Genomic DNA, 14693 nt, shown 5'->3' on the forward strand with positions numbered 1-14693 from the left:
GGTGGATTATGCATAGCCTTGCGCCACCCAAGCTTCGTTATTTTCATCGTTATAATCGCTTTCCTCATCCAGCTCAGCCGCACATCGCGCGACTAAAGTCCGGGCACAAGGGCTGTGCATATCTTCAGGCACTTGCTGGCCGTCGGCAATAAACGACAACGGCAGGTTATTCTCTATTATTGAAGAAACCGCCGAGCCAATCGTTGCCGCTTCGTCAAGTTTAGTCAAAATACTGGCTTGCGGCTCAAAAACCTCGAAGGCTTTGATAATTTCATTCATAGCTTTGTATTCAGTCGCAGCCGACATCACCAGATAAGATCTAATAGGTTGTCCGCTTTGTTGCAAGGTATTAATCTGCTCGGCCAGCTTCATATTGCGTTGGCTCATACCGGCAGTATCGATCAAAATAAGACGTTTGTCTGCAAAACCATCGATAAGATTGCGTAACTCCGCAGCGCTGGACGCCACCCGAACCGGAACGTCAAGTATACGTCCATAGGTGCTCAATTGCTCATGAGCGCCGATACGGTAGTTATCGGTGGTTATCAATGCAACCTGTCTTGGTCCGTGTTTCAAAATGAACTTGGCGGCCAGTTTGGCGATCGTTGTGGTTTTTCCGACGCCGGTAGGCCCTACCAGCGCGGCAATACCGCCGTGCTGAAGCAAGTCGTCGTCAGCCACCGGCAATACTTTAGCCAGCAGCTCTTGAGCTTGGCTAAAAACCAGTTCGGCGTCGGTGTGGTTGGCAAAGCGATTGGCGATTTTGACACTCAATTTTCTCGAAATACTCATGCCGGCCAAACGCTGTAGCAAATCAGCCCTGACCGGGTTGGCTTGAGACATGGCGGCCCAGCTGACGTTGGACAATTTGGAATCCATCGCGGATCTTAAAGATTTCAGTTCCTTGCTCATTTCCATTAACAAGTTATCCGCCAGAGTGTTCTGTTTTTCGGTTGCTTCCGCTACAGAAGACACGCGAGAGGCCTGAGCCGCAGCCTTGGCAGGTTGAATAGGCCTTTCTTTTGCAACAGGCGCAACCGGTTTGGAGACTCTTGCTGTTTCAGAGGCGCCGCGTAGATGTACTTTTTCCGCATAACCCACATATTCGTCAATATTCCGGCGGCCACTAGCAATGCTGGAAGTATTGGAGTCGGCAAGGAATCGATTCGCCCGGTTGCTATGGAGGGATGAAGTTTCGTGATCGCTAGAGAATCGTTGTTGCTGCCGCACCGGAGCGCGCTCGGGCACGAATCCTTCCGCGCTTTGTTTTCTTTGACTGCTTAACACATGCAAATGATTTTTTTCCGTTTCAAAATCAGGCAAATCGAGTTTTCTAGTTTCATGACTGGAAGCATCGCGATACGACCGAGCAGGAGCAGGAGGCTGTTGCTCTGCGGCCTGTTTTTGCAACTTGCTCTGAATCAGTTGCTCATCAAAGTCTCGCGCTGCAACGATCTCAACACCGCCGTCGACAGACTTGTTTGACATGATGACTGCATCCGCGCCCAGCTCCTCTTTTACCATTCGCATGGCTTGGCGTATATCCGCTGCAAAAAAACGTTTAATCTTCATAATTTAGCCCCATGTGCTATGTTCGTCGTCCGACTGTTGAAACTACTTTGATCTGCCGATCCGCCGGTATTTCATTGTATGCCAAGACATGTAATCCGGGAATGGAGTGGCGAACGAACCGGGATAACCACGGACGGATATATGAAGAAACCAGCAACACCGCCGTCTGTCCCTCCATTTCCATTTTTTGCATACTTTCCTGCAATGACGTATGCATTTGTTCTGCTAACCCCGGCTCGATCCCAACACCGCTTTCACCTGCCGTTTGCAGAGATTTATGCAACAACTGTTCCAACTCGTGATCCAATGTAATAACCGGCAATTCATCCTGCATCCCACTGATTTCATGAATAATTAACCGGCCTAATGCCGAGCGTACCGCCGACGTCAAGATGTCGGGATCTTGACTTCTAAGCCCGTACTCCGCCAAAGTTTCGACTATGCTGCGCATATCCCTAATGGGCACATGCTCTTGTAGCAGGTTTTGCAATACCTTGACCACCACACCCAGCGGTAATGTTTTCGGCACCAGATCCTCTACCAGCTTGGGAGCTGACTTAGCCAGATTGTCGAGTATTTTATGTGCCTCTTCGTAACCGAACAACTCATGAGCATGCGACTGCAAAAGATGACTCAAATGGGTCGCCACCACTGTTCCGGGATCAACCACCGTATAACCCAGGGTTTGCGCATGATCTTTCTGGTTGGGTTCTATCCACACCGCATCCAGGCCAAAAGCCGGATCCCGACACTCCCTGCCTTTTAAGGTGCCGAAAACACGCCCCGGATTAATCGCCATTTCCATGTCCGGCATGATTTCGGCTTCACCTACGGTCACGCCCATCAGAGAAATCCTGTAGGCTGTCGGACTCAAGTCAAGGTTGTCGCGAATATGCACCGACGGAATTAAAAAACCCAATTCCTGGGACAGTTTTTTCCTTACGCCTTTGATACGGACCATCAGTTGCCCGCCCTGATTCTTGTCCACCAACGGAATCAGCCGATAACCCACTTCCAGGCCGACCACATCAACCGGCATTACATCATCCCAGCCCAGTTCCTTGGTTTCAGGGGGAGGCAGGTTCTGAGTCATCTCCTGAGGATAATCAAGAGTAACCAATTCAGCGTCTTTCTGTTTCTTTTCAATTAAATAGGCGGCGCCGGCTAAAGCCCCAGCCAGCAAGATAAAAACCAAATTAGGCATGCCCGGAATAATACCCAACGCGCCGACCACTGCCGCGGTCACCGTCAAAGCCTTGGGATTCGCAAATAGCTGCGCGGTAACTTGCTGACCGATATTCTCACCGGTGCTGCCGACCTTGGTCACAACCAAAGCCGATGCCACCGACAATAACAAGGAAGGGATTTGAGCGACTAAACCGTCACCGATAGACAGTAAGACATAAATTTTTCCAGCCTCGGCAAAACTCAAATCGTGTTGAAGCACGCCGATGGCCAAACCGCCGATCATATTGACAAATAAAATAATAATCCCGGCAATCGCATCGCCCCGGACAAATTTGCTCGCACCGTCCATAGAACCGTAGAAATCCGCTTCGGTCGCCACTTCGGCGCGCCGCTCGCGGGCTTCGTCCTGAGTCAGCAACCCGGCATTCAAATCCGCATCAATAGCCATTTGCTTGCCCGGCATCGCATCCAGCGTAAACCGAGCCCCGACTTCCGCAATCCGCCCGGCGCCTTTGGTAACGACCATGAAATTGATGATTACGAGGATCGCAAAAACCACCAGACCCACGGCAAAGTTGCCGCCGATAACAAAAGCGCCGAAAGCCTCAATCACCTTACCGGCCGCGTCGCCGCCCTTATGCCCTTCCATCAATACGACACGCGTCGAAGCCACGTTCAACGCCAGGCGCAATATCGTTGCCAGCAGAATAACGGTTGGAAATGATGCAAACTCCAGCGGTTTAAGCGTATAAACAACAACCAACAGGATGATTAACGAAAAGGCGATATTAAAGGTAAAAAACAGATCGAGCACAAACGCCGGCAACGGAATTATCAACATCGACAAAACCATCACGATAACTAATGGGGCGCCCAACTCAGCCTTACCCAATACCCCCAATGCTGCTTTTAATTTAGTAAAATCCATACCCTGTTAATCCCGTTTAAATTCGTCAGGCACGTTAATGTCTTCCGGCGGCAATGGTGCTCTCCAGTCATTTTTCTGCGCCGCTTTTAACTGATAAACGTAGGCGAGTATTTGAGCTACCGCCAAATAAAGCCCCTGCGGTATCTCTCTGTCCAGCTCGGTTGAATAATACAAGGCTCGGGCTAAAGGCGGCGACGCCACCAACGGCACATCGGCGCCTATAGCGACATTACGGATTTGCGCGGCTATCAAATCAACACCTTTGGCAACCAGCTTCGGCGCACTATTGGAACTTTGGTCATACTTTAAGGCCACCGCATAATGGCTGGGATTGGTCACAATAACATCGGCTTTCGGCACCTCCGCCATCATCCGGTTTTGCGCCATATCCATTTGCATTCTGCGCTGCCGTCCCTTCACCTCGGGACTGCCCTCGGATTCTTTATGCTCATCCTTGATTTCCTGCAAGGTCATTTTCAGTTTCTTATTGTGATCCCACAACTGATAAGGCACATCAACCATCGCAATCACGACCAACGAGGCGCTGAGCAGTAAAAAACACATGCCGATGATATTTAGCGCATGGCCGACCGATTGTTCCAGCGGCTCGGCATCCAAGCCAAGCAACTCGGTTATATAGGACCTGTACAAAGCAACCGCGACGCCAAAAACCAATAAAATCTTCAACATCGCTTTCAGCATCTCTATCTGTCCCCGCATCGCAAACAGCCGGGGTATGCCCTTAATGGGATCCATTTTGCCGAACTTCGGTGAAACCGCATCCCAGCTAAATAGCCACCCGCCCATCGATATGGGGGCAATAATGGCGACAACAATCATTAGCGCAAAAAACGGCGCAAACATCACGACGCCGTCAATCATCGTTTGTTTAAAATGCACAATGATTGTGGCCGGATCGAAAATACTTGCACGGCTCAATTGAAACTCCGTCCGCATCATTGCCAACAGTTCATGGCCGATTTTCTCTCCCTGCATAAGCAATAATGAGGCGCTTACTATCATCATCGCAAAGGTATTAAGCTCCCTGGAGCGGGCAATCTGACCTTTTTTCTTAGCGTCTTCTAAACGCTTACCGGTGGGTTCTTCGGTTTTATCTTCATCAGAATCTTCAGCCACAACTTACAACCTCAACAACTGCCCGATCAACTCGTAGGCATCCGTTAACATTCCGGAAAACTGATCCAGCACATCAGGCAACGTTTTCCAAACCAACAGCAATCCCAGCATCAACGTCACCGGGAAGCCTACCGAAAAAATTTGTAATTGCGGAGCCGCTCTGGCCGCAACCCCAAAAATGACATTAACCAACAACAGGCTGGCGACGATAGGCATGGACAACAACAACCCGCCGGAGAACATCTGGCTGCTCCAAACGATAATTGACCAAATACCGGTCGCATTGATACCCTCGACGCTAATGGGCAAAGTTTTAAAACTGTCCAGCAGCATTTGTATCAACACCAAGTGTCCGTTCAAACTGATAAAAATTAACGTGGCGGTGACGGTGTAAAGTTGCGCAACTACCGGCACCTGTTGTCCGCTTTGCGGGTCGACCATCATCGAAAAGCCCAGGCCCATGCTTAATGCTATGCCTTGACCGGCAAAAACGACCGCCGCAAAAGCCAGCTGTAAAATAAAACCGCTGGTTAATCCGATCATGACCTGGGCAATAGCCATCATCAATCCGGTGTAACTGAACATTTCGACAGTCGGCAAAGGCGGAAGCAACGGTATGACGACCAGTGTTATCGCCACCGAAAGCACCAGCCTGACCCGGGCCGGCACGGACTGAATGCTAAACAACGGCACGGACACAAACATCGCACTGATGCGCATTAACGGCCAGATAAATGACGCCGTTTGACCGAGAATCTGCTCTTCGGTGAAGTTCAATGTTTAACCAATCAAATGTGGAATGTCCCTGATCAATTCTTGAAAATAATCAAGGAACATTTGCAGCATCGACGGCCCCATCAGCATCAAAACTATCGCTATAACGATTAACTTGGGTACAAACGTCAGCGTCGACTCATTAATCTGGGTGGCCGCCTGAAACATCGCGATAATCAGGCCTACTGCCAAAGATGGAATCAACACCGGCGCAGTCAGCTTGACCGCAACAATCATCGCTTCCTGCCCAACCATATAAACAGTTTCCGGCGCCATAAACTACCTCGAATGGGCGGCCAGCCGGCCGTCCCTACACAACATAAAAACTCGCCGCCAGCATTTCCATGATCAAAGACCAGCCATCAGCAAGAACAAACAACATGATTTTAAACGGCAGGGAAATAACCATCGGCGACAACATCATCATACCCATGGACATCAGTACGCTGGCGACCACCAGATCGATGATCAAAAAAGGCAGGAAAATCAGAAAACCTATCTGGAATGCCGTTTTCAATTCACTGGTTACAAAAGCCGGCAGCAATAACGAAAACGGCACATTTTCGGCTGACTGCAACTCATCATTGCCGGAAATCCTGATAAATAATTCCAGATCGGCCTCTCGGGTCTGTTTCAGCATAAATTGCCGAAATGGCTCTGAAGCCTTTTCCATGGCGACAGTCACGTCAATTTTCTCTTCAAGATAAGGCTGGACGGCTTCTGCATTCACCTTGTCAAGGACCGGCATCATGATGAAAATAGTCAAAAACATGGACAAACCTAACAACACCTGATTGCTCGGCGCCTGCCCGGTTCCTAGAGCTGTTCGCAGCAAACTCAGCACAATCATGATCCGGGTAAACGAGGTCATGGTCAACAACAGCGCCGGCAACACCGTTAACAGGGTCATTAACGCCAGAATCTGGATTGTTACCGTATAGGTCTGTGCGCCTTGCTTGCCTGTAGTCACGGTGACCGCTTCAATCCCTGCGGCGGCGAAAGCGGGGGTTTCGATAAACAGAAAAGCAATGCCTATAAGCAGCAAGCGAAATAAAATGTTTTTAGCCATCAGACCGTCCTTTCATTGCTTGCATCAATTTTTGCGCAAATCCGTTGTCTATGCCGGCAGATGGAGATGCCTCCTGCATTCCGGCAGAGGTGCTCAGGCAATCGTCGCCCTCCAGCACATGCAAGGCGTCTATACGCCCCGGCGTCACGCCTAAAACGAGCTGTTTCTTTCCAATCTGGAGCAAAATAACTCTTTCCCGTACACCCAACGACAGGCTGCCGATAATACGCATTTTTCCCGCGCCGTAGGCGGTAATCCCGCTTAACTTGCGCATACTCCAAACACAAAGAAAAAAAATGCCTAAAACTATCAGCAGGCCAATCCCCCAATGGAGCATGTCCCCGGAAGAAATTGTCCTGACGGTTTGCTTCGGTACATCAGCGCCCGGTGCGGCAAAGCTGGGAGAAAACCACAAGAACAACAACCAAGCGACGCACTTTTTTCCAGGCATCAGGCTAATCTTTTAACCCGTTCCGACGGGCTTATAACATCGGTTAAGCGAATACCGAATTTATCATTGATCACCACCACTTCACCGTGCGCAATCAGAGTGCCGTTTACCAACACATCAAGCGGCTCCCCGGCGAAACGCTCCAATTCAACCACAGAGCCTTGATTTAACTGCAAAAGATTCCTGATGTTAATCTGGGTCCGGCCTATTTCCATCGAAATCGTAACCGGAACGTCCAAAATCACATCCAGGTTAACTTCATCACTTGAGACCGAGGACGATCTTTTATCTTCAAACTGGTTATTAAATTCCTGAAATGCGGCGGCCTCAAAATCATCAACCGTTTCCCCATCATCAGGTGCATTTGGATATTCGCTCATCTTATTTCCCAATTTAATATTGTTACCATCAAACCCCGGCGTGCATCGGGTTGATTCAAGATCTTACCTTATCAATAATCTGTATTGCATAATTGCCGTCCGATATACCAACCTTGCCTTCAAAAACGGGAATTCCTTCCGCTTTCAGAGTCACCGTTTCCGGCATATCGATAGGTATTACATCGCCTTTTTTTAACCGCATAACGTCTCTTATGGTCATGTTTTTTTCGACCAGAAGACTGTTTATACTCACTTCCGCTCTCAGCACTTCGCCGCGCAAAGCAGCCTGCCAGCTGCCGTCAACCTCGCCACTGTCGCTACTGATGGCATCCAGCAATTCCCGGATCGGTTCCAGCATCGCATAAGGCATAGCAATGTTGACATCGCCGCCTCCGCCTTCCAACTCGACATGAATAGTGGAAATTACAATAATCTCACCAGGGCCGATAATATTGGCAAACCGCGGATTGATTTCTGCGCCCACATATTCAAAATCGAGCTCCATAACCGGCTTCCAAGCTTCCTTCAAGTCTTTGAAAATCATATCAATGATAATTCTGACCACACGCATCTCGGTCGGCGTAAACTCCCTGCCTTCGGTCTGGTTATAAAATTGTCCTGCGCCGCCAAAAAAATTGTCCACCACCGTAAAAACCAGTCGCGGATCGATGACGATCAACGCCTTGCCGCGCAAGGGGTTAAACCGGACAATCGTCAGATTGGTGGGAACCAGCAACCCTTGTATATATTCGGAAAACTTTTGAACCTGAATGCCCGATATAAAAATTTCCGCCGAACGGCGCAAGAAATTAAATAATGAAATACGGATAAACCTGGCAAACCGTTCGTTAACCATTTCCAAGGTCGGCATACGCCCGCGAACAATTCTTTCCTGGCTGGCAAAGTCATATTCCCTGACAACGCCTTTTTCATGAAATTCTTCGTCATCCGCTTCAGAATAAAACTCGGACTCATCCTCTGTTTCGATGTCTCCGTCGCTGACACCGTTCAGCAACGCATCAATTTCCGCCTGTGAGAGTAAATCACTCATAAGTTATTTCATTACAAACGAAGTAAAAAATATTTCATCAACCTTGCCCTTCCCTGACATTTTTACTAAAACGGCGGTCACATCATCTAATATGGCTTTACGCAACATCTCTTTGCCTTCAGCGGTATTTAGCACACTGCTGTCCTTCGCGCCAATCAACATCAACAAATTGTTTTGTATCATGGGTTCATTTTTCTTCAGAACATCAATAGTTTCGGCGCCTTCAACCAACATGGAAACCGTAATCCTCCCATGTTTGACTGCTGAACCGGAGGGAAAATCAACAATAATGGGCTTACTCATATCAAAATAGAGCTTTTCTGGATGAACTGCGGCCCCGTCTTCATGTGCAACTTTTTCCCCTTTAGACGAATCCCCTTTCATAAGAAAGAAAGTGACACCGCCCCCGGCAATCAATAAAATCAATGCGGCGGCAATTATAATGATAAGTTTTTTAGGAGATTTCTTTTCCTCTCCGTCTTCTTGCTCAAGTTCAGCCATGTTGCAACCCCTCCGATTTTAATCCATAAATACGCAATTTAAAGACCATAAAACAATAACACATATATAAACAATTATTTATATTGCAACTTCAATCTGCTCATCCCTGCGCTAACATTAATTAACAGTTGAATGCTATCATGGATCCACATCAGAAAACCAAATCATACAAGAAAAAAGATCCTTTTAAAAGAACAGGATAGGAATGCTTGTAAATGTCAACAATTAACTACATTCAGCGTCATCTATAAGTATCGAATAGTTAAGCAAATAAATTCAGCAAGAGGCACAATCTTAAAATATGAAAGCGTCATAAAACCGACACCTCTATCAGGAAACATAAAAATGCCTTTAAAAACCAAGCAGCCTGGACAATTTATTGCCTTGCTAACCGGCGACACGGTCCGCTCGCCATTAAAACGCCACAATCAAAACATTATTGTCGCCAACGAACATGATGACATTTTAAGACTCATTGCAACGACTCAATTCGACCTGATACTGCTGGACTTGACTGTAAATGGCCACTCCAGGCAGTCTGAGCTTATCGATTACCTCAAAGATCCACTCGGTATAAACAGCAAGACACCGATCATAGCTATCATTGATCGGAAGGAAAAGCCCCAAAACGAGAAGCAATATCCAGTGGAGTTTGATGATTGGCTGATTAAACCGATAACGGAAGAACGACTTAACGAGATCCTGGATATTTGGCAAACAAAGGCTTCGGTTTTTAATTATACCCAAATAATCCTGGGCAAAACCAAAAACAACCCTCATCTTGCTTTAACCATTTTTGAAAAACTGTTCGAGGAATTACCGCTACAACTTATTCAAATTAAAGATGCACTGGAAAACAGTCAATATGATCTTGCCCGGGAAGTTACCCATAAACTGAACGGATCTGTAAGTTTTTGCGGCTTACTCGAGATTCGACAGCCGGCAAACGATCTGGAAATCCGCCTGTTAAACAACAATTATGCCGACACTCATCAGCACTTTTTAACGCTGCAGCAATGCATCTTAAATTTCACTCGCCACCAAAAAGCCATCCTGAGTATTCTCGGCCAATCCTAGTCCCACAAAAAAAGCCCTTCTAGGGCTTTTTTTGTGGGAAACAAAATCCAACTAATCCAACTCGTCAAGTAATCCTTGGGCCGTCTTTTTCTGTTCGGCCGTGCCCCGCTCAAGCACTTCTCTAGCAACATCTTTGGCGGCATCCGCATCCCCCATATCGATATACGCTTTAGCCAAGTCCAGTTTGGTTTCCAACTCGTCCATATCGGTAAGATCGGAAACGCCAAAGGCGTCATATTGATTGGAATCCTTCCCTTTTGTTGTTAGAGGCAGGTCCAAGTCAAAATCAAAGTCAAAGCCGCCCACCCCTTCCAAATCATCATTAAAATCTAAGATTCTATCCGCATCAAAGTCAACATTCTTGCTGCTCTTATCGCCAGATTCCAAAGCACTGAAATCAAGGCCGTCGCTTTCATGATTGGGACTGAAATCAAACTCATACGATTCAAACGCCTGCTTCTTGTTGGCCGGGTTTGTTTCTACCGAGGTGATACCCGACAATCCACCGGATGCATTAATATCTTTATCGGTCTTCTCATCCGCTTCCTGAGCACCACTCGAAAATGAACTTAAATCAAAATCAATGCCGTCTATCTGCATGCTGGAAGCTGCGCCGCCCTTTTCCGCGTCATCCGCAGTTTCAGCGTCCGTCGAAAACGAACTCAAATCAAAGTCGAGGCCGTCTAACTGCGAACTGAAAGCCGTGTCGTCCTGTTCCGCTTCATCCGCCGCTTTAACGTCCGTCGAAAACGAACTCAAATCAAAGTCGAGGTCGTCTAACTGCGAACTGAAAGCCGTGTCGTCCTGTTCCGCTTCATCCGCCGCTTTAACGTCCGTCGAAAACGAACTCAAATCAAAGTCGAGGTCGTCTAACTGCGAACTGAAAGCCGTGTCGTCCTGTTCCGCTTCATCCGCCGCTTTAACGTCCGTCGAAAACGAACTCAAATCAAAGTCGAGGTCGTCTAACTGCGAACTGAAAGCCGTGTCGTCCTGTTCCGCATCATCCGCCGCTTTAACGTCCGTCGAAAACGAACTCAAATCAAAGTCGAGGCCGTCTAACTGCGAACTGAAAGCCGTGTCGTCCTGTTCCGCTTCATCCGCCGCTTTAACGTCCGTCGAAAACGAACTCAAATCAAAATCGAGGTCGTCTAACTGCGAACTGAAAGCCGTGTCGTCCTTTTCCGCTTCATCCGCAGTTTCAACGTCAGCGCCCGTCGAAAACGAATTTAAGTCAAAATCAATATTTTCTACCTGCGCTACTGAAGAGGCATGCGATTGCGGGGCGGAAGCGATGACGCCCTTTTCCGCTTCATCTGTTTCTTTAAGACCCGCCAAAAACAAACTTGAATCAAAATCTATGCCGTCATTATTTTTCTGATCGTCAACAAAAGAATCATGTTTAACTCGGTCAACATCGACTGCTTCCTTAACAACATTCTCATTGACTAACGTCTCAAAAGAAACCGCTCCCGTATTTGCAGCTTCCCTGTTGACGCCTTCGACAACGATACCTCCATCGCCATGCTCAAGGTCCGCATCGCCAGCCACCGCAAATAGATCGTCACCGGAAGAAAACAATGGCGAATCAGGACAAATATCACGCCCCATTTCGGTCGCTTGCTCCCAAAACTCGGCCTCATTTCGTTTGCCCGCCTCCGCCAGTTCATTGGCGTAGGCGTCAAAAGCGGCTTTGTCTTCGTTGGCGTAAAAAATCTCCAGTAACTTCAGCTTACATTCATCACGATTCGGCTGATCTTTAATCGCCTGCCGTATCAATTCCTCAGCTTGCTGATAACGGCCATAAGCAAGATACACATCAGCTTCGGATATAGGATCGATTTCCCCCTGGTCGGTGTCGAATGAATCAAAATCACTCGGTGTAAATTCGCTTAAGAAAGAACTTTCCCCGACGGTACCCGCATTATGAACCACACCCTCTTCGACAACCGGTGCAGTAAGAGGCTCATCGACTTCAGGCATTTTAATCAGAGTGGAGGCAAACATACTCTCGGTATTCGTTTCCTCATCGACCTTACGTTTTCGCCACCAAAGCCAGCCAAGCAGCGTTAAAACTATCGCTCCGGCGCCGCCCATGCCCAACGAGTAGAAGTCAGATGAGCTGTCCACTCCCGGTTGGGCCGCCTGTTGCGTTTGTTGCGTTTGTTGCGTTTGTTGCGTTTGTTGCGTTTGTTGCGTTTGTTGCGTTTGCTCAGCGGGTTTAGGAACCGCTTGTTGGGAAGCGACCGCAGCTTGATCTACAGGTTTGGCTACCGCCTCGGCAGGCACTACCCGCTCTTGAACAACAGGATTTGCCTGAACTTGGACTTGGTTCTGCAAAGCCGCCAGCTGTTGATCTTTTAACGCAATCAACTCCTGCATCATCACCAGTTGTTTTTCCAGCGCTGCTATCTTGCTTTGTATCTCACTATCTGCCGGTGCGGTTTCACTCGCACCTTCAGCCTTGCCACTAACTACTTTCGACGCATCGGCTGTTTTCTTTTCGGCGCTTACCTGCTCATTCACCGGCGCGACAACGGCATGGTCAGCGACCACCGCTTTGGCCGGGGCAACCAGCTTTAACTGATTATCGACAATCTCTTCGGCTTTGCTCTGGACGCGCTCTTCGACTTGACTCGAGACCGGCTTTTTCTTTGCCGTTTCCGCCTGGACTGGAACCGAGCGAGTTTTCCAGGCTCTCGTATGTCGGTTGAACTCCTCTAATGCCTGGTTTCGCGATAATTTTAGAACGGCCTCTCTTTCAGGAATCTTGAGCATTTTTCCAGTGGTCAATGCATAAACATTCCCCTTATAGAAGGCATGAGGATTGGCTTCAAAAATCGCCATCATCATTTGCTCCACAGAAACGTCGCTCTGTCCTCTTGCGCGTTCGGCCACGCTCCAAAGCGTATCGTTTCCAAGTGTAGGGCCATATTCTCCGTCACTACTTTGCCCATTTGTATACGCTTGCCGTTGAGGCGCGGCAACCGGCGTTTGCGCATAGCTGTCAATACTGGTTGAAATGGGACTGCTTGCCTGGTTATAAACTGATGGAGGGTCCACCAATACGGTAAATTCACGGTACAAACTGCCTTTAGGCCAGCTGACTTCGAGCAGGAAATCCAAAAAAGGTTCTTTTAACGCTTCCTTCGAAGTCAGCTTAATGACTGCCGAGCCATTAGAACGAGTAACCGTTTCGAATTTAATTTTCGACAGGAAATAGTTCCATGATACTCCTGCCTCACTAAATTTTTCAGGTGGAGCCAAATTGACCTTGATGTCGGATACGTTTTCGCCGGACAGTGATAACGAAATTTCAGCATCCAGATTTTGATTAAGAGCCGAATGTAACTTAATATCGCCAATCCCTAACGAATGGCCGCTAACAGGCGCCAGCAAAGACACAACTGCTAACGTTTTAGTTAACAGTCGCACCTTGCCTTTCTTCACAATAGTTCCCACAATCTCTTACCGCGTCCAGTCAAATATGTAGACAAGCTTAGCCTAGATGTATTTTTTTACTAGCACTTCCGCTATTTGCACACTGTTAAGCGCGGCGCCTTTCCGAACATTGTCGCCCACCACCCATAAATCTATGCCTCGGGGATGCGATATATCTTCCCGGATACGCCCTACAAACACATCGTCGTTGCCTGACGACTCGGTCACAGCCGTCGGATAGCCGCCATCCTTGCGCTCGTCCATCAGCGTCACACCGGGCGCTTGCCCAAGCAAAGCCCTGACTGTAGCCACATCAATTTTTTTACGGGTCTCGATATGCACGGCCTCGGAGTGTCCGTAAAAAACCGGCACCCGTACTGCGGTCGCATTAACCAACACGCTGTCATCACCCAAGATCTTTTGGGTTTCCCAAACCATCTTCATTTCTTCTTTGGTATAACCGTTATCCATGAACACATCGATCTGCGGCAATACATTAAAAGCGATCTGTTTAGGATAGACGTTGGTGATAATGGGCTGCATATTAAGCAGACTGGTCGTTTGCTTAACCAACTCTTCTATCGCTTCCTTACCGGTCCCCGAAACGGCCTGATAGGTGCAGACATTGATTCGCTCAATCCCGACTGCATCGTATATGGGCTTTAACGCCACCAGCATCTGGATAGTTGAGCAATTCGGATTGGCGATGATGCCGCGATTTTTATAATCGGCGATTTTTTCAGGATTGACCTCCGGCACTACCAACGGAATATCACCGTCATAGCGAAACTGCGAAGTGTTATCGATAACAACGCAGCCGGCCGCGGCAGCCTTGGGCGCATATTCCGCCGAAACGGATGCGCCCGGCGAAAACAAACCGATTTGCGCCTTTGAAAAATCAAACGTAGCCAAATCCTGTACGACTAAAGAGCCGCCTTTAAAAGGGATTCTTTTACCGGCTGAATTGCTGCTGGCCAGGGCATACACCTCGCCGACAGGGAAGTCGCGCTCTTCCAGAATAGACAGCATGGCCTCGCCTACCGCACCGGTCGCGCCAACCACCGCAACATTATATAACTTGGTCATCTTAGCCACCCTTCCGTACAACGAAATAACTATCAGCCGGT

At 48.2% G+C, this 14693-nt stretch carries 13 protein-coding genes; 1 reads left to right on the forward strand and 12 read right to left on the reverse strand.

Features of this window, described 5'->3' with window-relative positions; genetic code table 11:
- Nucleotides 1-6: 6 nt before the first annotated feature.
- The 10 genes from flhF to B0F88_RS14995 are packed head-to-tail and all read right to left on the reverse strand — an operon-like array spanning nt 7 to nt 9051.
- Nucleotides 7-1572, reverse strand: a complete 1566-nt coding sequence (gene flhF, locus B0F88_RS14950; RefSeq protein ID WP_104424737.1) for a flagellar biosynthesis protein FlhF — start codon at nt 1570-1572, stop codon at nt 7-9.
- A gap of 16 nt (nt 1573-1588) precedes the next feature.
- Nucleotides 1589-3688 (reverse strand): flagellar biosynthesis protein FlhA, encoded by a 2100-nt coding sequence (flhA, locus tag B0F88_RS14955; RefSeq protein WP_104424738.1) that lies wholly within the window; start codon nt 3686-3688, stop codon nt 1589-1591.
- 6 nt (nt 3689-3694) lie between these two features.
- Entirely contained in the window at nt 3695-4825 is a 1131-nt protein-coding gene (gene flhB / locus B0F88_RS14960; RefSeq protein WP_104424739.1) for a flagellar biosynthesis protein FlhB, read from the reverse strand.
- Nucleotides 4826-4828: 3 nt separating this feature from the next.
- Complete coding sequence (fliR, locus tag B0F88_RS14965) at nt 4829-5602, reverse strand: flagellar biosynthetic protein FliR (protein WP_104424740.1); 774 nt, start codon at nt 5600-5602, stop codon at nt 4829-4831.
- A 3-nt stretch (nt 5603-5605) separates the two neighbouring features.
- The gene (fliQ, locus tag B0F88_RS14970) at nt 5606-5875 is read right to left on the reverse strand and encodes a flagellar biosynthesis protein FliQ (RefSeq protein WP_104424741.1); all 270 of its coding nucleotides are present in this window, start codon (nt 5873-5875) and stop codon (nt 5606-5608) included.
- A 34-nt stretch (nt 5876-5909) separates the two neighbouring features.
- On the reverse strand, nt 5910-6668 hold the full coding sequence (fliP, locus tag B0F88_RS14975) for a flagellar type III secretion system pore protein FliP (RefSeq protein ID WP_104424742.1): 759 nt from the start codon (nt 6666-6668) through the stop codon (nt 5910-5912).
- Entirely contained in the window at nt 6661-7119 is a 459-nt protein-coding gene (gene fliO / locus B0F88_RS14980; protein WP_104424743.1) for a flagellar biosynthetic protein FliO, read from the reverse strand. The genes fliP and fliO overlap by 8 nt, the downstream gene beginning before the upstream one ends.
- On the reverse strand, nt 7119-7499 hold the full coding sequence (gene fliN / locus B0F88_RS14985; protein ID WP_104424744.1) for a flagellar motor switch protein FliN: 381 nt from the start codon (nt 7497-7499) through the stop codon (nt 7119-7121). Before fliN ends, fliO begins: the two co-directional genes overlap by 1 nt.
- A gap of 55 nt (nt 7500-7554) precedes the next feature.
- Nucleotides 7555-8550 carry a flagellar motor switch protein FliM gene (gene fliM / locus B0F88_RS14990; protein ID WP_104424745.1) on the reverse strand — a complete coding sequence of 332 codons (996 nt, stop codon included), beginning with the start codon at nt 8548-8550 and terminating at the stop codon, nt 7555-7557.
- Between the two features lie 3 nt (nt 8551-8553).
- Nucleotides 8554-9051 carry a flagellar basal body-associated FliL family protein gene (locus tag B0F88_RS14995; RefSeq protein ID WP_104424746.1) on the reverse strand — a complete coding sequence of 166 codons (498 nt, stop codon included), beginning with the start codon at nt 9049-9051 and terminating at the stop codon, nt 8554-8556.
- Nucleotides 9052-9183: 132 nt separating this feature from the next.
- Between B0F88_RS14995 and B0F88_RS19780 the strand changes: the two genes are divergently transcribed.
- On the forward strand, nt 9184-10128 hold the full coding sequence (locus tag B0F88_RS19780; RefSeq protein ID WP_104424747.1) for an Hpt domain-containing protein: 945 nt from the start codon (nt 9184-9186) through the stop codon (nt 10126-10128).
- 51 nt (nt 10129-10179) lie between these two features.
- Here B0F88_RS19780 and B0F88_RS15005 read toward each other — a convergent pair whose 3' ends face one another.
- Nucleotides 10180-13560, reverse strand: a complete 3381-nt coding sequence (locus B0F88_RS15005) for a FimV/HubP family polar landmark protein (protein ID WP_258076686.1) — start codon at nt 13558-13560, stop codon at nt 10180-10182.
- Between the two features lie 69 nt (nt 13561-13629).
- Nucleotides 13630-14652: an aspartate-semialdehyde dehydrogenase gene (locus B0F88_RS15010; RefSeq protein WP_104424749.1), complete on the reverse strand. Its 1023-nt coding sequence runs from the start codon at nt 14650-14652 to the stop codon at nt 13630-13632.
- Nucleotides 14653-14693: the final 41 nt, after the last annotated feature.

Source organism: Methylobacter tundripaludum (genome assembly GCF_002934365.1).
Lineage (GTDB): Bacteria > Pseudomonadota > Gammaproteobacteria > Methylococcales > Methylomonadaceae > Methylobacter_A > Methylobacter_A tundripaludum_A.

Excerpts from the sequence above, each read along its gene's own strand:
- fliO (WP_104424743.1), bottom strand. The coding sequence starts at position 7,119 with ATGCCTGGAAAAAAGTGCGTCGCTTGGTTGTTGTTCTTGTGGTTTTCT.
- B0F88_RS15010 (WP_104424749.1), bottom strand. The coding sequence starts at position 14,652 with ATGACCAAGTTATATAATGTTGCGGTGGTTGGCGCGACCGGTGCGGTA.
- flhA (WP_104424738.1), bottom strand. The coding sequence starts at position 3,688 with ATGGATTTTACTAAATTAAAAGCAGCATTGGGGGTATTGGGTAAGGCT.
- fliN (WP_104424744.1), bottom strand. The coding sequence starts at position 7,499 with ATGAGCGAATATCCAAATGCACCTGATGATGGGGAAACGGTTGATGAT.
- B0F88_RS19780 (WP_104424747.1), top strand. The coding sequence starts at position 9,184 with ATGCTATCATGGATCCACATCAGAAAACCAAATCATACAAGAAAAAAG.
- B0F88_RS14995 (WP_104424746.1), bottom strand. The coding sequence starts at position 9,051 with ATGGCTGAACTTGAGCAAGAAGACGGAGAGGAAAAGAAATCTCCTAAA.
- fliM (WP_104424745.1), bottom strand. The coding sequence starts at position 8,550 with ATGAGTGATTTACTCTCACAGGCGGAAATTGATGCGTTGCTGAACGGT.
- fliQ (WP_104424741.1), bottom strand. The coding sequence starts at position 5,875 with ATGGCGCCGGAAACTGTTTATATGGTTGGGCAGGAAGCGATGATTGTT.
- flhF (WP_104424737.1), bottom strand. The coding sequence starts at position 1,572 with ATGAAGATTAAACGTTTTTTTGCAGCGGATATACGCCAAGCCATGCGA.
- fliP (WP_104424742.1), bottom strand. The coding sequence starts at position 6,668 with ATGGCTAAAAACATTTTATTTCGCTTGCTGCTTATAGGCATTGCTTTT.